Annotated in this window: 18 protein-coding genes and 2 pseudogenes; 18 read left to right on the top strand and 2 right to left on the bottom strand. The window is 39.3% G+C overall.

Annotation, left to right across the window (positions count from 1 at the left end; all coding sequences use genetic code 11):
• Positions 1-112: 112 nt before the first annotated feature.
• Positions 113-1,450, top strand: a pseudogene (gene virB11 / locus MCQ_RS06250) (P-type DNA transfer ATPase VirB11).
• Positions 1,451-1,724: 274 nt separating this feature from the next.
• Here the strand turns inward: virB11 (MCQ_RS06250) and MCQ_RS06255 are convergent.
• Both MCQ_RS06255 and MCQ_RS06270 read right to left on the bottom strand, forming a co-directional pair.
• Positions 1,725-1,922, bottom strand: a complete 198-nt coding sequence (locus MCQ_RS06255; protein WP_244595371.1) for a type II toxin-antitoxin system RelB/DinJ family antitoxin — start codon at positions 1,920-1,922, stop codon at positions 1,725-1,727.
• Between the two features lie 1,811 nt (positions 1,923-3,733).
• Positions 3,734-4,477 (bottom strand): thermonuclease family protein, encoded by a 744-nt coding sequence (locus tag MCQ_RS06270; protein WP_006924246.1) that lies wholly within the window; start codon positions 4,475-4,477, stop codon positions 3,734-3,736.
• 357 nt (positions 4,478-4,834) lie between these two features.
• Between MCQ_RS06270 and MCQ_RS06275 the strand changes: the two genes are divergently transcribed.
• From MCQ_RS06275 to MCQ_RS06355, 17 genes and pseudogenes are all read left to right on the top strand, one after another.
• Positions 4,835-5,158, top strand: a complete 324-nt coding sequence (locus tag MCQ_RS06275) for a TrbC/VirB2 family protein (RefSeq protein ID WP_006924247.1) — start codon at positions 4,835-4,837, stop codon at positions 5,156-5,158.
• Positions 5,159-5,470, top strand: coding sequence for a VirB3 family type IV secretion system protein (locus tag MCQ_RS06280; RefSeq protein WP_006924248.1), 312 nt, complete (start codon positions 5,159-5,161; stop codon positions 5,468-5,470).
• A 5-nt stretch (positions 5,471-5,475) separates the two neighbouring features.
• A complete protein-coding gene (locus MCQ_RS06285; RefSeq protein ID WP_035008115.1) occupies positions 5,476-7,830 on the top strand; it encodes a VirB4 family type IV secretion/conjugal transfer ATPase in 2,355 nt (784 codons plus the stop codon).
• The gene (locus MCQ_RS06290; protein ID WP_006924250.1) at positions 7,827-8,279 is read left to right on the top strand and encodes a hypothetical protein; all 453 of its coding nucleotides are present in this window, start codon (positions 7,827-7,829) and stop codon (positions 8,277-8,279) included. Before MCQ_RS06285 ends, MCQ_RS06290 begins: the two co-directional genes overlap by 4 nt.
• Positions 8,279-9,244, top strand: coding sequence for a TrbL/VirB6 family protein (locus MCQ_RS06295; RefSeq protein WP_006924251.1), 966 nt, complete (start codon positions 8,279-8,281; stop codon positions 9,242-9,244). The genes MCQ_RS06290 and MCQ_RS06295 overlap by 1 nt, the downstream gene beginning before the upstream one ends.
• A gap of 207 nt (positions 9,245-9,451) precedes the next feature.
• Positions 9,452-9,766 (top strand): hypothetical protein, encoded by a 315-nt coding sequence (locus MCQ_RS06300; RefSeq protein ID WP_006924252.1) that lies wholly within the window; start codon positions 9,452-9,454, stop codon positions 9,764-9,766.
• Positions 9,756-10,424 carry a VirB8 family type IV secretion system protein gene (locus MCQ_RS06305; RefSeq protein WP_006924253.1) on the top strand — a complete coding sequence of 223 codons (669 nt, stop codon included), beginning with the start codon at positions 9,756-9,758 and terminating at the stop codon, positions 10,422-10,424. Before MCQ_RS06300 ends, MCQ_RS06305 begins: the two co-directional genes overlap by 11 nt.
• The gene (gene virB9, locus MCQ_RS06310) at positions 10,421-11,287 is read left to right on the top strand and encodes a P-type conjugative transfer protein VirB9 (RefSeq protein WP_006924254.1); all 867 of its coding nucleotides are present in this window, start codon (positions 10,421-10,423) and stop codon (positions 11,285-11,287) included. The genes MCQ_RS06305 and virB9 overlap by 4 nt, the downstream gene beginning before the upstream one ends.
• Positions 11,280-12,437, top strand: a complete 1,158-nt coding sequence (virB10, locus tag MCQ_RS06315) for a type IV secretion system protein VirB10 (protein WP_006924255.1) — start codon at positions 11,280-11,282, stop codon at positions 12,435-12,437. The genes virB9 and virB10 overlap by 8 nt, the downstream gene beginning before the upstream one ends.
• Positions 12,434-13,504 carry a P-type DNA transfer ATPase VirB11 gene (gene virB11, locus MCQ_RS06320; protein WP_006924256.1) on the top strand — a complete coding sequence of 357 codons (1,071 nt, stop codon included), beginning with the start codon at positions 12,434-12,436 and terminating at the stop codon, positions 13,502-13,504. Before virB10 ends, virB11 (MCQ_RS06320) begins: the two co-directional genes overlap by 4 nt.
• A gap of 68 nt (positions 13,505-13,572) precedes the next feature.
• Positions 13,573-13,779, top strand: a complete 207-nt coding sequence (locus MCQ_RS06325; RefSeq protein ID WP_006924257.1) for an antitoxin VbhA family protein — start codon at positions 13,573-13,575, stop codon at positions 13,777-13,779.
• A gap of 10 nt (positions 13,780-13,789) precedes the next feature.
• Positions 13,790-15,415: a BID domain-containing T4SS effector gene (locus MCQ_RS06330; RefSeq protein ID WP_006924258.1), complete on the top strand. Its 1,626-nt coding sequence runs from the start codon at positions 13,790-13,792 to the stop codon at positions 15,413-15,415.
• A 369-nt stretch (positions 15,416-15,784) separates the two neighbouring features.
• Positions 15,785-17,416 (top strand): BID domain-containing T4SS effector, encoded by a 1,632-nt coding sequence (locus MCQ_RS06335; protein WP_006924259.1) that lies wholly within the window; start codon positions 15,785-15,787, stop codon positions 17,414-17,416.
• A 168-nt stretch (positions 17,417-17,584) separates the two neighbouring features.
• On the top strand, positions 17,585-19,504 hold the full coding sequence (gene traG, locus MCQ_RS06340) for a Ti-type conjugative transfer system protein TraG (protein ID WP_006924261.1): 1,920 nt from the start codon (positions 17,585-17,587) through the stop codon (positions 19,502-19,504).
• 141 nt (positions 19,505-19,645) lie between these two features.
• Positions 19,646-20,035 (top strand): hypothetical protein, encoded by a 390-nt coding sequence (locus tag MCQ_RS06345; RefSeq protein ID WP_245256382.1) that lies wholly within the window; start codon positions 19,646-19,648, stop codon positions 20,033-20,035.
• Between the two features lie 95 nt (positions 20,036-20,130).
• Positions 20,131-21,729 carry a BID domain-containing T4SS effector gene (locus MCQ_RS06350; RefSeq protein WP_006924263.1) on the top strand — a complete coding sequence of 533 codons (1,599 nt, stop codon included), beginning with the start codon at positions 20,131-20,133 and terminating at the stop codon, positions 21,727-21,729.
• A gap of 314 nt (positions 21,730-22,043) precedes the next feature.
• Positions 22,044-22,610 (top strand): annotated as a pseudogene (locus MCQ_RS06355) (hypothetical protein); the annotation flags it as partial.

Raw genomic sequence — 22,610 nt, forward strand, 5'->3', positions numbered from 1 at the left:
TAATGCACTTGAAAGTCTGCAAAACTCTCAAAATTTTACTGCTCTTCTAAAACCGACAAAAACAGAAGAAACAAAGGCAAGTTTTATCGGCAATAGAAACTTTATCATCGCAATGGGCACATCGATCCCTTGTATCTTCGAAACCGCATTAAACAGTGATCAACCGGGATTTGCAAGTTGTGTTATTAACCGTGATATCCTCTCTGATAATGGTCGCGTTGTTCTGCTTGATAAAGGAACGCAAGTGGTAGGCGAATACCGAGGGGGTATAAAACAAAGACAATCCCGCCTCTTTGTCCTTTGGACAAGAGCAAAAACACCAAACGGTGTCATCATTCCCCTCGCCTCACCAGCAACCGACAGTTTAGGGAGAGCCGGTTTTGATGGCAACATTAACACCCATTGGTGGGAACGCTTTGGATCTTCCCTTTTACTTACCGTCATTGACGGCGCCACCACAAGCTTAACAAATAAAAATGATGAAAACTTATTTGAAATTGTTATCAATCGTCCCGGTGAAGTAATCGTTGGAGATCCCAACGGCTGGCAAACCCACATCCTTAAGGAATTGACATATGGTGAATTAGAAGGAATTGTAAAAGTCGTTGCGGCTTATACAACACAAAAGATCAGCGTAGAAAACCCCGTTCTCTCCGCAACACTGCCCAACAATGAACGCATACAGATTGTTATGCCTTCGTTGCAGCCAATACGATCAGTATAACAATTCGCAAACCTTCATCACGCACTTTTTCTCTTGAAAGTTTACATGAAAATCATTTGTTTTCGGTCGCGGAGAATGTCAGTTTTACCGCTATAAAACAAATGACTAAACGCATAGGCGAACTCTCACCCACAGATCAAGAATTAACCAACTTGTTTATTGCCAAAGATTTTTGCAATTTTTTAGAGCAAGCAGTTATCACACAACAAAATATTTTGATATCTGGCAAAACCGGTTCGGGGAAAACAACACTCTCTAAAGCTTTGATTGCAAAAATTCCTGACTACGAACGCATTCTCACCATTGAGGATATCCAGAACTTGTCGTTCCGCATGCAAACAAAGGGCAGCTCTTTTATTCAAAAGACAATCAAGGGCTGGCAAAAGCCGGAGCGAAAGAACTGCTGGAATCTGGATTACGGATGCGCCCCGATAGAATACTTTTACAGGAACTTAGAAACGGTACAGCTTTTTACTATATCCGCAATGTCAATTCCGGTCACCCAGGCTCCATCACCACTGTTCATGCCTCAACAGCACTTGCTGCCTTTGAACAGATGACCCTTCTTGTAAAAGAAAGTGATGGAGGCGCTAATTTAGCACGCGATGATATCCGCGGTTTATTAATTTCTTGATTAATGTCATCATTCAATACAAACGTCTTGAAGGAAAATTCCGTGTCACAGAAATCTATTACGACCCTTTTAAACGTCGAGACACTTTCTAAAAAATGCAAAATCAATTAAACAAATCTGAATGTACCCTGTTCTCTCAAAATGGAATGATCATCACGAACAATGTAAATGAACCACCAGTCTTGTTCTCTATGAAGATCACAGCATGGCTTAAAGATCACAGCGTGACTTCCACCTTCCTTATACAGGCATAATCATTTAATGCAGTCGGCAATTGCTTCTTATTGATTAATATGCATAATCACTGTCAATTTCTACATATCTTTTCCACGCTTTTCCGCTTTTTTTCTATCCTTTTTAAACTTACTAAAATAGCTTACCGAACGCATAATTCAATATCCAGCTGTTTAAACAGAAACATAATATCTTTTGCATAAAAACATCTTCGCCCCTATCAGTTTTTTCAAAAGTCTCAAGTGTTTCCGCATGAGGAACAGAAATATCAAACGACAATCCTCTTTCATGAACAACTTTAGTTAAAGAAATTTGTATAAAATCAGACACTGTAAGCCCTAGAGTTCCTAATATTTCATGGACTTTTTTCCAAACTCTTATCTCTGCGTGCCCGCACAATATCCTTTGAATCCCTTATTAGCTTCATACTTACGTTTTATCCGTTCCATGAAATCTTTTACTACAGCATTTGTTTCAAGCTCTCCAATAATAACGCGCTCGATCTGAGCAACAATTTTTGAATCTGGTTCCAACCCCTCTAAATGTTGCTTGCCAATACATTTGCAGCATAGCGGCGGCAACGCTTAATTTCGTCTTCACGCAACATATAAAACTTTCTTTGATTGCCTTCTTATTATATATCATTATTGAGCTATAGAAAAATCTTAATAGCTTAACTTTCTTTACCGCATGATACTTTTTGACCTTCTATACCCTATCGCATCGTTTAGCTCTTGTGCACGTCTCTGTTGTAAAAATTTAACAGCGGTTTGAAACTCGTCCATAAGCTTTTTATCCCGAGGCTGTTTTGGGAGAAGAGCTTTTGACAAATCAAAATCTTGTTTATGAATTGCATCCTATCCAAAAACGCTTATTTAACGCGTTCTGTTAATATTCTCTGGCATATTGGAATAAAGTATCACGACCAGCCTCTACATTTTTCATATAAATGACTGCTTTTTTTTAGAAAAAAAGTACTCCAAATTTCAATGGCTCACGCTCACCTGTCAACCTGTCCATATGCTGTGCATAGGCGTTTTTATAAAAAGATCAAAGTTCTAGAACAACAGAGGCATAGTATCATGTGGATTCAGCGGATTCAAAAAATGCTTTAATTTGATACGCCGCGAAAACGATACTGCACTTTTTATATCTTTTTTAAACTATCAATATTTCTTAAACTTTTTACTTAAACTTGATGCTAAGCCAAAAAAATACAACCATCATGAATAAAAGCTCTCATGATATCTTCATCATTGCTAAGCGCTCAAAAACTGTTGAAATTAACAGAATTGCATATAACCACACACTTAAAATTATGAAAACAGAAGAACCATCCCCTCAGCTCACCACCCAATTTCAAAAGCAAATTGCTGCGTATTTTTTACTCTCATACGAACACTCTGTAAGATAAAGATAGCTTTATTGTATTCTAATAATATGGCAAAAAAGATGGGTCTCTACTCCATAGAATGAAAAAATTCTTGAATAAAAAACTGATGCTCGACAAACGATAAGTCAATGCATCCAATTTATCTTGACCAACCTTACCTCTTTCAAGAATTGTAGTCATCATTTCCTATTTTACCCCCCATTTTAAACAATGTGCACTTAATACCCCTGCTCTCAATGCTTGGCATGTGCCATAAAGCCTTAAAGCTATGTTTTTGATCTCCAAAATTAAAGTCAAAACACCTACAAAAACGACATTTTTAGTTTGTTCATCTTGACCTTATATTTATCAATTTTGCTATAAAATTTCATTTCTGTAGCGTCTTTTTAGCTTATTTTTCTCCTTATAACCAACCATGATAAATTCTATAGCATTGATAATACTCAATTTTATAAAAAAGAATATCTTCAAATTATCATGTGATAAAGTAACAGAATACATCTCTTTGTATCATAAACGATGAAAAAGCCATTTCCGCAACAACTGTTTCCTCTTCTTTAAACTTTGAATTTTGAATAAAATAAACAAGCGAAAACTATAAAGGCTGTTTGAAAGCGGGCATATTTTGGCAAGGGGTTCACAATCAGCCTACCTCTATGAAAAAGTATACGTAAAATCCCTCTGTCTACAATCTTATTTGTAAAGTTCTCAATATGAACCATTTCAGTGAATATATCAATGAAACTAATCACAAACTAGCAAATGGATTGTAAGATCCATTATCCCGCCGCCACTGTAAAGGTTCGGTGAAATCACTTGACCAAAGACCAATCTTATTATTACGTGCTGCTTCTTCAGCACTCCGATACTGTGCTGGAGCAGGATTCTTACTGTCTTTTGAGAGCACTAACATACCCTCTGCAAGACCTGTTTCAGCTAAATCAACTCCTTGAACAAAACACTGCGCATAATAAATACCATTGTGCATAAGAGCCTGTTTACACGATAAATGCTGCCCAAGTGTTTTGGTAACCAGCCAAGCTGTTGTAACTGCGCCACATGGCCATTCTTGATTGTTTAATTTCGCTTTTTGACGTGGTGCACAAGTATCCACACCATAGAGATGAACATTGCGTGTGATATGCGTACGCCAAGATTGCGCAACAGGGGTTACCAATTTAAATGTGACACCACTGGTAACAGATGCCGTACCATAAAAAACAGTTGTATTGTTTAGAGAAACACTCTTCTGCAAATTGAGAGCCAATTCATGTTTTGCTAATTGCTGTTTGGTGATGGGATCAGTGGACTTTTTTTCTTCCAAATGCGTATTCATAATATCTTCGATATCTTGCATTTTAAATGTCTTGAAAACACTTAAATCTATTTTATCTTTATACTGGCTTATCCCCCACAATATAGAACCCATAATGTAGATAACGATGATCAGTTTAAATCGTATATGCTTGGCATATTCCCTTAAAAAATTCATTATTTTTCTATCCTTTCGCATTTTTATCAACATCCTCTTCCTCTTGAAGAAAAAACTCTAAGCGGTATGTGTTGCAAATTAACCACATTATGTGAGGAAAATATTATTTTTACATTTTGTATATTGTCATTTTGATAAAAATAGTACAACTTATAGTTGCTTAATGAAGTTGCCGCAACTCTTAAATCTTTTGTCTCTTACAAGAGAGGATGTTGAGGGGTGGTGGAGTTCGCTATCAAGACTTTTAAGAAAATCTGAGGGGAGCTTAGGCTGTAAGTCTAAGACGAAAAGGGTCTTTTTGCCCTTTAGCGGCAAAAGGATAGTTACTAATAAATATTCTTTTTGAAGAGAGGTAAAATGACAGACAACACATCCAAGAACATTATTTTTATCGTTATCATGTTGCTGTTAACAGCGCTCGTTGTAACAAATCCCTCTTATGCCGCTACTGCTACTGGGAGTGGTCTGGGTAATATTGATACTGTCTTACAGAGTATTGTTAATATGATGACAGGGGGAACGGCAAGGCTGATTGCGATTATATGTGTTGCTGCCGTAGGCATTGGCTGGATGTACGGCTTTATTGATTTACGCAAAGCAGCTTACTGTATTATCGGCATTGGTATTGTTTTTGGGGCGCCTACTCTTGTTGGTAAATTAATGGGCACGAGCACAACATAAATGAACGAAGATCCACTTTTCCTTGCCTGTACACGGCCGGCTATGTTTGCCGGTGTCACAATGGAAGCGATGGGGCTTAATATCATGGCGACATCTATTCTGTTTATTTTAACCAGCGATTTTACAATGATTGGTCTTGGCATTGGATTGCACTTTGTTTTGCGCGAAGTAACAAAACACGACCATAACCAATTTCGCGTATTATTCGCTTGGCTCAACACCCGAGGAAAACAAAGAAACCTCAACAGATGGGGAGGAGGATCAACATCCCCCCTGCGCCTTATCCGTACTTATAAGGAACTACGCTGGTGAAACAGATGTCAATGATGAAACGGGAAACTTTGCCTGAAGAATATATCCCTTACATACGCCACGTCAACCAACACGTTGTTGCATTAAATTCACGCTGCTTAATGACTGTGTTGGCTGTTGAGGGCATAAATTTTGACACTGTAGATATCGATCAATTAAATTCCTTACATAACCAATTAAATACTCTCTTAAAAAATATCGCGGATGAACGTGTTGCTTTATACTCCCACATCATTCGCCGTCGCGAAACAATCTATCCAGAAAGTCGTTTTCTTTCATCTTTTGCAACAACATTAGATGAAAAATACAAAAAGAAAATGGTTTCGCAAGAGCTGTATAGAAATGATCTTTTTCTTTCTCTTCTATGGAATCCGGCATCAGATAAGACTGAACAACTCGCTTCATTTTTTCAGCGCTTAACAAAAGCGAAAAAAACACAATCTGAACCAGATATTGAAGCCATTCGTAAAATCGAAGAGTTAAGCCAAGATCTTATACAAGGGTTAGAGAGCTATGAAGCGCGCCTCTTGTCAATCTATCCGCATGAAGGCATTTTATTTTCCGAGCAAAGTGAATTTCTCCATCAATTGGTGGGAGGAAGACGTGAACGTATTCCTCTCACCTTTGGGACTATTGCATCAACGATTTACTCAGATCGTGTTATTTTTGGCAAAGAAATAATCGAAATTCGCCATGAAAGTAATGAACGCTTTGTTGGTATGTTTGGATGGAAAGAATATCCTTCTAAAACACGCCCGGGTATGACTGATGGTTTACTCACAGCACCGTTTGAATTCATCTTAACACAATCTTTTGTCTTTAAGAGTAAAGCCGCTGCAAGCGTCATTATGGGGCGCAAGCAAAATCAAATGATTAATGTAGCAGATCGTGCCAGCTCACAAATTGAGGCACTTGATGAAGCACTTGATGATTTGGAATCAAATCGTTTTGTTTTGGGTGAACATCATCTTTCTCTAGCCGTTTTTGCTGATCGCCCAAAGGCATTAGCTGAACACTTATCAAAAGCACGCTCCCACTTAACCAATGGCGGAGCTGTTATCGCCAGAGAAGATTTAGGATTAGAAGCTGCATGGTGGGCACAACTGCCTGGAAATTTCAGCTATCGTGCACGCTCTGGAGCCATTACCAGCAGAAATTTTGCAGCTTTATCGCCCTTCCATTCCTTTCCCATTGGCAAACTTGAAGGCAATGTTTGGGGAACTGCTGTAGCATTACTAAAAACACAGGCTGGTTCACCTTATTATTTTAATTTTCATTATGGTGACCTTGGCAACACCTTTGTTTGCGGCCCATCGGGATCTGGTAAAACCGTAATTGTTAATTTCCTTCTTGCACAATTACAAAAACATAACCCGACAATGGTTTTTTTCGATAAAGATCAGGGTGCAGAGATTTTTGTGCGTGCTGGAGGTGGAAAATATAAACCTTTAAAAAACGGACAGCCCACCGGTATTGCGCCATTAAAAGGCATGGAATACACCGAAAAAAACAAAATCTTTCTTCGTCATTGGGTCTTAAAGCTTGTCACAGCTGAAGGACAAACAGTGACAGACCAAGAGAGACAAGACATCGCCAAAGCCATCGATTCTTTGGAAAGTCTACCCCATGCACAACGCTCTCTTGGTGCCCTTCAATTGTTTTTTGATAACACATCAAAAGAAGGAATTGCCATACGGTTACAACGCTGGATCAAAGGCAATGACTTAGGGTGGGTTTTTGATAACGATCAAGATGATCTCAATTTAGATGCCCAATTTATTGGCTATGATATGACCGATTTCTTAGACAATGAAGAAATTCGACGCCCCTTGATGATGTATCTGTTTAACCGTATTCTGGATCTTATTGATGGACGGCGCATTATTATTGTTATTGATGAATTCTGGAAAGCACTTGAAGATGATTCATTTAAAGCTTTTGCACAAGACCGCCTCAAGACGATCCGTAAACAAAATGGTATGATGCTCTTTGCCACGCAAAGCCCCAAAGACGCTTTGAACTCAACAATTGCACACACCATTATAGAGCAGTGCCCTACCCAAATATTCTTTCCAAACCAAAAAGCAAATTACAACGATTATGTTGAAGATTTCAAACTGACTGAGCGTGAATTTGAACTGATACAGTCAGAATTAAGCAGAGAATCGCGCCGTTTTCTCATCAAGCAAGGACAAAATTCCGTCGTTGCAGAACTCAACTTGCGTGGAATGAACGATGAGATTGCTGTCTTAAGCGGTACAACTAAGAATATCGAACTTGTGAACCAAATTATCAGCGAATATGGAGCAGACCCCGAAAAATGGCTGCCCATCTTTCATCAAAGGAGAGAAAATCAATGAAAAAATATGGCTTAATCACACTGTTATCTTTATCTTGCATCTCTCATGCGACGGCACAAAATTCATTAGATGTTGAGGAATATTATCAAAAAGCATTAGAAAACACGCAAAAATTAGACGCAGCAAAATCAGAAACCGCTGAAACGATTTATAAATCTGCTGCTGAAATGACAAAAAAAATTGACGACATAAACAGCAAACTGGCAACTGTTAAAGCAAATCAAAACTCTAAACCTGAAGATTTTGAGGCTCTTCAAGTAGAACTTAGCATTCTTCAAGCAAGACTTCTATCAGATACCTTAAAACTTGAGTCTCTTGCTATGATACAAGCAAGAGATACGAAAACAAAAGAAGAACTACGTGAAGAACAAGTGCAACAACAGCATAAAGAATTTGAAAAAAAATTAAAAGAAAAGCTTGAAAAAACAAGTACAGGACTAGAGAACTAATGAGTGACTTTAGTTTTTCCCCGTTTGAAAGCATTTCTGGATATATTTTACAACCACTCGATAATGTGATGAATACAACGGTGAGTGGTTTATCTTCTGCTATTTCGGCGCCGCTTAATCTTGCTGCGATCATCTTTATTTTTTTGTATGGCTATAATGTTATGACGGGTCGCGTCACCTTTTCGATGCATAGCCTTCTTAACAATGTCGTTAAAATCGTTGTTGTCTCAACAATGGCAACGAATGCGAACACATTTAATATTTATGTCAAAAATATTTTCTTTGGTGATTTAGCAAACGCCATTGGGAATGCACTTAACAGCAATCCTGCTGGCTCTAATGTCTTTGACTATATTTTGTTAAAGACAAGTCTTCGTTATCAAGAAGTCCTAGCAAATGCTTGGTTTCTTGAGAAAATCATGGTTGGACTTCTTGGTTCTTTAATGATTATGGCCGTGATTGTCTTTTGTATAGGTGGTTTTATTGTCCAAATGTTTGCAAAAGTTGCGCTTGTGATGATTATAGGTCTTGGGCCGCTCTTTATCAGCCTCTATTTGTTCAATGCAACGCGAAAATTCACTGATGCATGGATTTCGACACTGGTTAATTTTACGATTTTACAAGTTCTGGTAATAATGCTCGGAACGATTATGTGCAAAATTATCCTGTATGTTCTTAATGGCACCTATGATTCAATCTATTTTCTTTTCCCACCTGTCGTCGTTATCTCGGTAGTAGGGGCAATTCTTTTCCGCACTCTTCCTGGCATTTCCTCTGCACTTGCCAGTGGTGGACCATATTTTAACGCTGGTATGTCTTCGGGAGGACAGATTATCTCGATGCTTTCCAGTGGAGCTAAAGCTGGTAGCAACACAGCCAAAAGTGCAGCATCAAAGCTCTCTGGTGCAGCAAGTGTCGCAGCCAAAGCTGCAAAAATTGGAGATCGGAGTCGTGGTCGATTTTAATGTCAGACACCTCTTTAAAAGAAACATTGTTCTTGTTTTTGCGTTGCGTGCGCTGTTAAGCGCACGCACCACGAGGTTATCGCATGAAACACTTGATATCCTTGATTTCACAAGATCAATCAAAATGTTTCAGCGCATGTCTTTATGAGATTGTTTAAAGCAAGATTCCCCATGCGTTGTATTTCAAAGTATTTGTGAGTTCAAAACATGAAACGAAAAATAACTTTTGTTATGATCCTGATGGTCCCCCTTACGGGTTGCGTCTCTTTGAGCGGCCCCAAAAAACCTCCACGATGTAACGGCCAGCACACCCGCCCTTTAAACAGAGAGAAGTGGAATTGGGACAATAAAAACATCACCCTACAAGAAAAAATCGTAAAGCCTGTTACGGCCCCCATCATCCTCAACACATTGGAAAGCGAAAAAGCAACAGCTGACGTCAAACCTCATACAGCTTCATTGCGTTCGATAAGCCCTGAAACGCGTTCTGATAAAACTGTGGAGCTGACGCATGAAAAGTGATGCATTTGATGAATATGTAAAAGAAGCACGATCATTTGATATTGATCGCATGCATGGCATGCGACAGCGAATGAGAATTGCCATGGCTTTGACAGTGCTTTTTGGTTTGATGACAATTGCTTTAGCTTTAGCTGTAGCAGCATTAACACCCTTAAAAACAGTAGAGCCCTTTGTTATCCGCGTTGATAATTCAACAGGCATTGTTGATACTGTGCGCGCATTAAAAGAATCGCCAAACGACTATGATGAAGCAATAACACGCTATTTTGCCGCAAAATATGTTCGTGCACGCGAAAGTTTTCAGCTATCAGAGGCGGAGCACAATTTCCGCTTAATCTCTCTTTTATCTTCACCAGCAGAACAAAACCGTTTTGCAAAATGGTATTCGGGCAACAATCCAGAAAGTCCGCAAAATATCTACCAAAACATGACCGCTAAAGTCACAATAAAATCAATCTCCTTTTTAAGCAAAGCTCTTATTCAAGTGCGTTACTATAAAACAGTGAGAGAATTGAATGGAAAAGAAAACATTTCCCATTGGGTTTCGATCTTAAATTTTTCCTACATTAATGCACGCATTTCAACAGAGGACCGATTAATCAACCCGCTTGGCTTTCAAGTGTCGGAATATAGATCTGATCCAGAGGTGATAAAATGATCAGAATTTCAAAAACAATCTTTTTAGCTTTCATTTTTGCGATAAGCAGCCATACAGTCCCTTTATTTGCTGAAACAGCGCCTGTAAGTGCACGCAAAGATAATCGCATCAGATTTGTCAATTATGATCCATACAATGTTACGCAAATCATTGGATCTATTCGTTCTTCTGTACAGATCGAATTTGCTGATGATGAAGAAGTTACCTATGTCGGAATTGGCAATTCTGTTGCTTGGCAAGTTGCACCAGCTGGCCACTTTGTATTTCTAAAACCACGCGAAGTTCAACCTGTTACCAATTTACAAATTGTAACAAGCCGTCAAGATGGAACAAAGCGGTCTTATCAATTTGAACTCCAAGTGCGTGAAGGCGATGTCTCAGCCGGCAATGATACATATTTCCTGGTAAAGTTTCGTTATCCAGAAGATGAAGCCTTGCGTAAAAAATTAGCCGAAGCAGCAAAAGCTGCACAGCGCGAAGAAAACTTCGTCAATGACATTTTAAATACCCATGAAGATTTTGGACCACGCAATTGGGCTTATGAAGCGCAAGGCTCAACCCTAATTGAACCAAGCTCTGTCTATGATAACGGTAAAACAACAACCTTTACATTTTTGGGCAATACCGAAATTCCTGCCATTTACCTTGTATCACTTGATGGACAAGAATCTCTCGTTCCAAAATCGATAAAAGGAAATCAGGTCATTGTTCATGCCACAGCTGCGCAATTTACTTTGCGCCGTGGAAATGACGTGCTGTGTATCTTCAATAAAAGATTTATGCCTGAAGGGATTAATCCCCAAACTGGTACAACATCACCATCGGTACAACGTAAAGTGAACATAGGAAATGGTCATGAATGACGAAATGGATGAAAATAACATTAATGATCGCGATATAATAAAAGACGCTCAAGGAAAAAAACAGCATTCCAATACAAGCAAAGCAGTTGTTCTTCTAATTCTTTTCGGTGTTTGTAGTTATTTAGCATATTCAACGCTTGTGACGGATAAAAAACAACCCGTTGAACTTCCAAAAGAAGGGATCATTCAGCAAACAGAGCTTTTCCAACCTGCACAACATAAACCTGTACCCCTCGAACCAACCGAACAAAATAACGTCCTGTTGCCGAAAGTCGCGCTGCCGACGCCGAAAATAAATCAATCAAATTCCGATGATTCGCTCTTAGAAGCAGCACAACGTGCTCCTGTATTAGCCTATGCCAACACACAACAGGGCCAAACGAACACAACAAAAAATAATGGCGCTTTATCTAACCAACCCGAAAATAAGCCTGATGAAACAGCGCAACGCTTTAATCATCTGCTCAAACCGACAACTCTTGAGGGTGTTCGTGCTTCAATACTTGGCAATCGAAACTACATCATCGCGATGGGGGCTTCCATTCCGTGTATCTTAGAAACAGCAATCAGCAGTGATCAACAGGGATTTGCTAGTTGTATCATCTCGCGAGATATCTTGTCAGACAATGGTCGTGTTGTTCTCCTCGACAAAGGCACACAAATTGTTGGCGAATATCGCTCTGGATTAAAAAAAGGTCAAAATCGTCTCTTTGTGCTGTGGAATAGAGCCAAAACACCAAGTGGTGTTATTATAACATTAGCCTCACCAGCAACGGATGCCTTAGGACGTTCTGGTGTTGACGGAGATATTGATAATCATTGGTTAGAGAGGATTGGATCTGCGCTTCTTTTCTCGATTGTAAAAGATGCAACGAACTATGCAAAAGGCCGTTTATCAAAAGACCAAGAAAAGAACAGCGCTGAAACGGTCTCTTCAGGACAAAACATTGCAAATATTATCACAGAAAATTACGCCAATATTCCACCAACACTGACTAAAAACCAAGGAGAAATGATCAATGTTTTTGTTGCCCGCGATTTAGATTTTTCCAGTGTTTATAAATTGAAAGTGATTGAAAACAAAAAACAAATTGTCAATCGGGCGATTTCAAGAAACTTTTATAAAAATTCTGCAGTGATTTTGAAATGAACCAAAACATGCACAATATGGGCGATGAAACCGTCGCGATTGTTTTAACAAAACTCGAACCAATCAATGACTTTCTCAAAGATGAGAGCCTCTTTGAGATTGTCATCAATCGTCCCTATCAAGTGATGACTGAAGGTGTTAAGGGATGGAAAACAATAGAAGCGCCAGCTCTTTCGTTTGATGAGCTTATGGGTATTGCTAAAGTTGTTGCTTCCTATTCTAAGCAAAATATATCAGACAAAAACCCAATATTATCGGCTACCTTACCAGGAAATGAGCGTATTCAAATTGTCATTCCGCCTGCGGTGGAAAAAGACACAATCAGTATGACAATTCGCAAACCATCATCGCACAGTTTTTCACTCGAAGATCTCGCAAATAAAGGTCTCTTTTCGATGTGTGAACAGGTGTCATTCACACCACTGAATGATTATCAATCACGTTTTAAGGAACTTAAAAGCATTGAGCATGATTTGGCAACCTTCTATTGTAATAAGGATTTTGTTTCCTTTTTTAATCAAGCTGTAAAATGCCAAAAAAATATTTTGATCGCGGGGAAAACTGGCTCTGGTAAAACAACGCTGTCAAAAGCATTAATTGCTAAAATTCCCAATGATGAGCGTATTATCACCATTGAAGACACACCTGAATTGGTGGTGCCACAGCCTAATCATGTTTCCATGATCTATTCAAAAGATGGTCAAGGGTTAGCTTCTGTCGGCCCAAAGGAATTACTCGAATCTGCGTTGCGAATGCGTCCTGACCGTATCCTTTTACAAGAACTTCGAGATGGAACAGCCTTTTATTATATCCGCAATGTCAATTCAGGCCATCCAGGTTCGATTACCACAGTTCATGCGTCAACAGCACTTGCTGCATTTGAACAAATGACCCTTTTGATCAAAGAAAGCGAGGGCGGAGGAGATTTAGAGCGCGATGATATTCGCGGGCTTTTGATTTCAATGATTGATATCATTGTTCAATGCAAACGGGTCGAAGGAAAATTTAAGGTCACAGAAATTTATTATGACCCCTTCAAACAACGCAACATCTTTGGTGGAAATTAAAGGGAGATATCGCCTACACCAAAAGGCTTTTTTAAGGCAAATCTTGAAAAGTTAGAAAGGAAAAATAGATGGAATCAAAGGCGAAAGATAATCTTTCATCAATCACACCGGAAGAATTGAAAAAACGCCGCGAAGCAGTTGATGCAGTCATCAACACCCACGCAATTGAGGGTATAATGCTTCATCCCACAACACTAAAAATTTTAGAAGAATATGCAAGGGGAGAGACTTCACTAGAAGAATTCAATACTCTTATGGATAACGCTACATTATAAGGAAGTAACAATGCCAAAAGCAAAATTAAAAAAAACAGGCTCCACAGTGCCTTCTCCTGAACATTATATGTATCCTAAGAGCAAAACACTGAAAAATAAATATGGAATAAAGGACCTTGATACCTTTACTGCAAGATGTGCGCATGATTCAGCAAAAGCAATAATCAATCTTCGTGAAGAAGCTCTGCCAGAAAATTTTAATAGTGCTTACCTCTGCTCTCTTCATCAACGTCTGTTTAGAAATACGTTTGAATGGGCTGGCTGCACGCGCAATGTTCCCTTCACATTTGCAGATGGCACCACTGCCGTCGCACCAGTAATGAAAAAAATAACCCATTTTGCAGTTGGTAGCGAAGTAGAAGAAGGTCTCAATAAATTAGATCAAACGCTTGCTGCAAAGAATAATTTGCAAGGCTTAACACGCGAAGAATTTACTCATGAAGCAGCAGAAATATTTGCCTTTCTCAACTATATGCATCCTTTTAGAGAAGGCAATGGACGTACACAACGGGTCTTTCTTGAAAACCTTGCCAAAGCTGCAGGCCACAAGCTGGAATTTTCCCTTGTGACAAAAGAACGCATGTTGCTTGCCAGTGTCGCAGCAATAGAAAATGGCAATCTAGAGCCTATGCGTCATCTTTTTGAGGATATCTCTAATCCCAAAAAAATAGGTATTTTAAAAGAATTCATGGAAAACATGAAAGATCTTGGGCGCAATGTTAATGACCGTCCTGTTATGGTTGCAAAGGAAGGTGAAACCTACACGGGCACCTATAGAGGTGCTGGTCTTGAAGGCTTTGCACTCAACGTCAAAGGTGCTTACATCATTGGCCCAAAAGAGCATCTTACACCAGAACAGGTAAAGACATTAAAGCCTGGTGACAAATGCACCATTACAATCCAAAGAGCACATGACCTTGAAAAAATTCTGATCCCAGAAGAGAATTTAGCCCCTTTGACTCAAAATGAATGTGCCGAAATGATTGCACAAGATGCCCGTGTCCACACATGCCGCGATCAAATCCAAAAATACGCAAAATTTGTTTATGGCAGCTCAAAAGCATTAAACGAGCAGATGGTGCAGATGATTAATGATACAAGCTTTGGAGATAAACTCGCTAAACAGATTGTGGACAATCCGCATTTTGTTGCTCGTCTTGCGGGTATCGATTTCCTTTGCTTTAAAAATCAAATGCGCGCAAATGCTGAAAAGCATGTTAATCTGCTCGGTGCCGCAGTTGCAAATTTTTCGTATGCTGTAAGACATACGCAAAAAGAAATAATGCAAGAGCATCAAACAGAACAAAAACGTCGCGGACAAAAAGTAGCAATGCCAAGTCAGGACTTGCAAAATCTCCTCGTATTACCAAGAGAATTGCAACAAGAAAGCTTAGCTGCTTCTCCTTTGCTTCAAAAAGAGCTCTCTAGTTTTGTACAAAATGTCAATGCCCGTCTTTCATCAAACGAGCAGAAAGCAGTCAAGAACAGTGATCATAAAACACTAGCTGAAAGTCTTGGTGTTTCAGAACATCAAGCACAAGAAATTGCACAAATCACTAAGCAAGCCAAAGAAGTACACCAACAATCGCAAATATGTAGAGTCAGCCGCCCGAAAGTGCTCGCTATGGCTAGTTAAACACTTTGAGTGGTTTCCACCTCATTTGAACACACATAGCTGGCAGATATTTTAACACTCTCTCCCTCATGAGAAAAGAAGACATGCCATATCGTCAATAAAAAGGAAGTATTTCACACTATACCCCGTCATTTTAGCTGCCAACTAAAAGAATTAAAAATAAGACACCGTGAGTAATTACTTTGAACATTAGAAGAATTACAAAAATATCACGAAGAAGAAGCTCATGCAAAGCACTCAACATCTCCAAACTTGAAAGAAAAAAGCCTCATTTAAAACAACTTATATTTTAGGAGAATAAGCAAAAAAGGACACTTCACACAAAAAACTTAATCCCCCTATGAATGTTGATATTATAAGGAGATCATGATGCCAAAAGCAAAGTCAAAAACAAAAGGAATCCCCTCACCCCATCATTATGTCTATCCTGGTACCAATATACTCAAAAATAAATATGGAGAAAAAGATTTAAAACTCTTTATGGAAAAATGTTCGTATGATATAGAAGAGGCAAAAAAGGTCTTGCGTAAAGAACCGCTGCCAGAATTTTTTGATTCCGGCTATATATGCCACATCCATCGTCAGTTTTTTGAAAATACATTTGAATGGGCTGGACAGATGCGCACTGTTCCGTTCACGTTTGAAGATGGTAGCACTGCTGCCATGCCAGAAGTGAAAAGAGAAGAATGGGGCATTGCTTTTGCACACAATGAGGAAATCCTCGAAAAATTAGCAAAATTCGAGCAAATGCTTGCCGAAAAAAACAATTTGCAAGGCTTAACGCGCGAAGAATTTAACGCTGAAGCAGTAGAATTGTTTATCTCTCTCAAACGTATACATCCATTTATAGATGGCAATGAACAGGTAGCAGAATTCTTTTTTGAACGCCTCGCCAGAGCGGCAGGAATGCATCGGCTTCACTTTTCACTCGTACCAACAAAGCGCATGATGACTGCCTATAGTGAGGCACTACAACATGGCAACCCAGAGCCTATGCAACATATATTTGAAGATATCTCCAATATAGACAAAACATTGCTTTTACAGGATTTCATGTACAACATGAAACAACTTGAGCACGATATTAATGAACGTAATTTTATGGTTGCAAAAGAAGGTGTAACTTACTTAGGCACCTATCAATTTGATAATTCTGATAGTTTTGTGGTCGATACGCAAGAAATTTACATCGTCTGCGATAAAAAGCATCTCCCACCAGAACAAATAAAAACATTAAAACCCGGTGATATAATTACCTTTACAGCTCCAAAAAACGAAGAATTTGAAAAAATACTCATTCCCAAAGAAACATTAGCACCTCTAACAGAAAGTGAATTTTCCGACAGGGTTGCGAAAAATCCCCGTGTCGAAGCGGCTATACGCAAAGTTCAGCATTTGTCAAAACTTATTTACGACCGCCCACAAGTATTAGACAGATATATAGAAGAGATATTTAAAAATCCAGACTCAGGCAAAAATCTTGCCGATCGGATTCAAAACCATCCTGGCTGGTTTTCTCCTCTTGTAGGTACCGATTTTCTTTTTTTTAAAAGTCAAACGCGTACAAATGCGGAAAAACTTTTGAAGCAGCTCGGTAGTGCAATTATAAATTGTACAGAAGCTACACTTTATGCGCGTCATACAGTCACTAAAGAACATCAAATCGAAAAAGAACGCCGCAGCAAAGCGGTAGAGAGGCCGAGTCGAAACTTGCAAAATCTCTTTTTCTTATCACCAGAAAAACAAAGAGAAGTCTTGTCTCAAAGTCCTCAGTTATACAAAGAACTCCAAACTCTTGTATACAATGTCGAGCAGCGTCTCTCATCAAACGAGTATAATGCGATCAAAAAAAATGATTATGCAACACTCGCGAAAAGTATTGGTGTGTCAGACCACAAAGCACGAGAAATTAGCGACACTGTTAAGAAAGCCAAAAAAGCACATGAGAATTTCCACATACGCAGCCAAAATCGCTCCAATGCGCTCGCGATGGCCAGCTAAAAACTGTGAAAACTGATATCTTCCTTTGAACCTCAGTGGAGAGGAGTATTTTGACACTCTCCTTCCCATGAAAAATGGAGACGTAAAGTGCTTAGTCATCGATTTTTAAAATACCGTTTTACAATATATCCCGATAAAACTGTCCGCAAAAACTGAAAGTAAGACATGATGAAATACACAAAAACGCAACTTGTGATTATTTTAATGCCAATCGCTTTAGGTGCATTATCGATATTCCTTGTCCCCCATTTGTTATTGTTTGTGATAAATGACCTAAAGGCAAATCACTTCTATTGGTATGTTCGTTCACAACCACTCTTAGTGCTGATACTGGTTGCTGCTGTGTCATTGTTTTATAACCTATCGCAAAAACTACATCTACGCAAAGCAATCACATTTGTTTCAGCTGTTTTTTTTGCGATGACAGCTCTTTACTATATTGGCAGTGAAATAAAACGCTTAAATCCCTATGTTGGCCAACAAGGGATAACGTGGAGTTATGCTCTAAAATTCTTGGACCCTATGGTTGTCTTTGGCGTCATCATTGGCCTTTTTATTTTAGCAATCCAATTCATGACAGCCTCTCCACGCAAAAACAATATAAAGCGTTCAAAAAAAGGAGTTTTTGGTGACGCTGCATGGATGAATTTAAAAGAAGCAGCAAAAATTTTCCCCGCTAATGGTCAAATTGTTGTTGGCGAAAGATACCGCGTTGATCAAGATAATGTGCGCAATATTCCCTTTGCGCCTGGCAATAAAACAACATGGGGGAAAGGTGGCAAAGCACCTTTGCTCACCTTTAATCTTGATTTTGGTTCAACCCACATGATCTTTTTTGCCGGTTCTGGTGGATATAAAACAACAAGTACTGTAGTTCCGACATGTCTAACATATCAAGGTCCCATTGTTTGCCTTGATCCTTCAACAGAAATTGCGCCAATGGTCAGATTTGCGCGTAAAAAAATGGGCAATAGAAATGTTATTGTTCTCGATCCCAATTCAGTCTTAACAAAAAATTTTAATGTGCTCGATTGGCTTTTAGACGAAAACATCCCACGCGCACAACGTGAAGCCAATATTGTGAGTTTTTCCAAACTGCTTCTCACGGATAAAAAATCAGATAACTCTTCGGCAGAATATTTTTCGACACAAGCACATAATCTTTTAACCGCTCTTCTTGCCCATGTCATATTTTCCAATGAATATGAAGACTATGAGCGCAATTTAAAAACATTGCGCGGCATCCTCTCTCAGTCAGAAACCGCTGTTGTCAATCAACTGCGCATGATTCAAGAAACAACACCTTCTCCTTTTATTCGTGAAATGGTTGGTATTTTCACAGAAATGGCAGACCAAACTTTTTCAGGAGTTTATACAACTGCATCAAAAGATACCCAGTGGCTGTCTTTGTCAAATTACGCAGATCTTGTTTGTGGTAATGATTTTGCATCATCAGATATCGCAAACGGAAATACGGATGTTTTCCTCAATCTTCCTGCAAGCATTTTGAACAGCTATCCAGCAATTGGACGGGTGATTATTGGAGCCTTTTTAAATGCAATGGTTACAGCTGACGGGAAATATAAAAAGCGTGTTTTGTTTGTCTTGGATGAAGTTGATCTTCTTGGTTATATGAATATTTTAGAAGAAGCGCGCGACCGTGGCCGTAAATACGGTACATCTCTCATGCTTTTTTATCAATCCTCTGGTCAGTTGGTCAATCACTTTGGAGAAGCAGGAGCGCGTTCATGGTTTGAAAGCTGCTCATTTGTGAGTTATGCTGCTATTAAAGATCTCCAAACAGCCAAAGACATTTCAGAGCGCTGTGGTCAAATGACCGTTGAAGTGACTGGAATAAGTAAATCGAGAGGCTTATCTTTGACAAAAGGCTCTCAAAATATCAACTATCAACAAAGAGCGTTGATTTTACCCCACGAAATTATTCAAGAAATGCGCCAAGATGAACAAATCATCCTTATGCAAGGGCATCCCCCTTTACGATGTGGTCGTGCGATCTATTTTAGAAGAAAAGAAATGTTAGCGGCTGCTGAAAAAAACCGTTTTGCCCCACAAGCAAAGAAAAACTGAAAAATACCTCTTTATACGTATGCATATCCAAACATGAACAACAGCATAAAAGGTAAAAGCATCGGTTCTTATTTCACAAAAGCCCACGAGATAAGGAGTTTGCGCATGACTGCCCCCCAGAAATATGCTGGAAAAAAATCCTTGATGGCTGCTTTTATACGTTTACTGACGCGCTCTAGCACTCTTTGTAAAAATCCCCAAAGCAATCAAGCGTTCCATGACGATCATACCCCTCCCGTTCATATTTTTAACAGCCACCAAGGGGCTATTAAATACAATTTTCTCAAAAGCAAAACGCGAGAAAACATTTCCATTTGTGAAAATAATAAACAATGGTGGAAAATACACCAAAGAGGCTTTGCAAAAGCACACGCGAAAAGAACGCAAAACACATTCAAAAAAGAAATGTGCATAAAAACAATCCAAATGAACCATTTTGCGTCTCTTATACCAAAAGAATTACAAAACCGTCACCAAAAGGTTAAATCAGCCATCAGCACGCATGATTTTGAGGGTAACCCTTCCTACTAAAATTCTTGAAATCTCAAAAGAATACGCAAAGGGGGACTTTTTACACGAAGAGTTTAACACTCTGATAAACCACTCTATCTTCTAAGGATATCTCCATGTTAGAGCATAATTATCTGTATAAAAATAGCACAACACTAAAAAATAAATACGGCATCAAAGACCCACAAAGATTGTATGAGCGCAGTGCCCATGATGCAGCTAGAGCGGCCGTGAATTTTCGCCATGAACCACCGCCACAAAAGTTTAATGCCGACTACCTGAAAACAATTCACTGGAGCTTCTTCCATCAGAGTTTTGAATGGGCTGGACAAACCCGTGATCAAATTTTTAAATTTGCAGATGGCACCACAGCCCGTATGCCAGCGATGCGTGCAAAAGGCCATGCGGTTCCTTTTGCTATCGGTTCACAAATTCAAAGAGAGCTTAAACAATTAGAACGAATGCTTACCGCAAAAAATAATCTACAAGGTTTATCGCGCCAAGAATTTGCTGTAGAAGCTGCTGAAGTATTTATAGCTCTTGACCATATACACCCTTTCAGAACAGGCAATGGACGTGTACAGCGGATGTTTATGGAAAAGCTTGGACAAGCAGCAGGTCATAAGATTGACTTTTGTTTTATCACAAAAGAACGCTTAACTAAAGCCAGTATTGAAGCAATGCAAAACGGCAATTCGCAACCGATGAAAGATCTTTTTGAGGACATCACCCATCCGCAAAAATCTTTTCTATTAAAAGAATTTATCTCCCAGATGCGAAACGCTGGGCTTAACGAAATTAACAATCGTGTCGTTGTCGCAGCGAAAGAGGGTGTGACCTATGACGGTATCTTTAGAGGAATGAGCGCAGAAGGTTTTGTTATGGAGGTGGATGATGTTTTTGTCGTTGGTCACAAAGATGATCTCTCCCCAGAGCAAGTAAAAACATTACAGAACGGCACCCTTCTCTCCTTCCAGAAAAGCAATGTTCAAAATCTGAAAGAACCGCTAATCCCAAGAGAAATATTAGCGCCTCTCACGCATGAAGAATTGTTAGAAAAAGTTAAAAACGACTTCTTTGTTGAAATGTACGGAAATGCAATTGAGCATTTGTCAAAGCTTGTTTATGGCAACGCGCGAGTCTTAAACACCAAGATGGATATGATTATTACAGATCCAGAATTTGGAAGACATTTCGCCGATCAAATCGCCCAAAACCCTGAATCGATTTGTAAGCTTGCGGGTAGGAAAATACTTGGCATAACAAGTCCCGATCGTAGACGCGCCAAAGAGTATATTTCACAACTGGGGGAAACCCTTAAAAATTGTGCGACAACAATACAACAAACAAAAGATGAAGTCATCGAGAAACACCAACGAGAACAAAATCGCTTGAGCCATTCTGTTGAGCAACCGGCGAGAGATTTGCAAAATCTTTTTTCTCTCTCACCAGAACAACAAAGGGAAGTCTTGTCTCATTCTCCTGCACTGCGACAAAAATTGCATGTTTACAAACGCCAATTACAAAATCGTTTATCATCAGAAGAGCATAAAGCCATACAAGAAAACGATCCCACAAGACTTTCTTACCTGCTTGGTGTATCAGAAAGCAAAGCCAAAGAAATTGCTAAAATCGTGGAACACACCAAAGAAGCACATTGTCAGATGCGCACCCTCAAAGCCAGTCCCATCTCATCGCTGGCTCTTACCGGCTAAACACGAAAGGACTTTGACTTTTCATCTGATTTCTTGGAGCAAATCATTTTGTATGAATTGCACCAAGAAATGTTACATAATATTACAGAAAACATCGATCAAAATAGCTTCTCATAGTTTTATATAACTTATTGATAAAATTTCATAAAAAAGCTGTATAAAAGTCATAAACATTGATTACGATAACTACAAATAGCGGAGGATTTTTGAAGACCCTTCAAATGGACATCCTCCTTTGGAGTAAAGCGATGAGAGCAGCAAAGATGAGGGATGCGCCAAAGAGGTTTTCTAAAAAATAGTGAAAGGAAACGGGCATGAAAATAAATCCAAAATCTCCTTCTAAAAAGCCTTCGATGCAAGCCAAACAACAGGATGGACAAACTGGACAAGGAGGTATTAATCTAGAACCCCTCTATGCAACGGTGAATAAACCCAAAAAACAACCATTAGGAGAAACGATCTACGCACCACAACAACCACCAGAAACGATCTACGCACCACAAACCCCACCAGAAAATCCCTATGCACCGCAAAACCCACCAGAAAATCCCTATGCAGCACCACGTGGTGGGCCAAATCCGCGAAGACTAGTAGACCCCTATTTAGTAACGGATCTGCAGGATCTAGAGGAGCATGAGGAAGGATATTACACGCTCAAAAATCCCCTCTACCAAGGAGCTGGCTCGGTAGAAAATGGAGAACCCATCTACGAAGAGATTGATGTGGGAGGAAATGGCGGACTAAATGTTCAGAGCCGCGCAAATCCGCTCTACCAAGGAGTTGGCTCAGTGGAAAATGGAGAACCCATCTACGAAGAGATTGATGTGGGAGGAAATGGCGGACTAAATGTTCAGAGCCGCGCAAATCCGCTCTACCAAGGA

The organism is Candidatus Bartonella washoeensis Sb944nv, assembly GCF_000278135.1.
GTDB lineage: Bacteria > Pseudomonadota > Alphaproteobacteria > Rhizobiales > Rhizobiaceae > Bartonella > Bartonella washoeensis.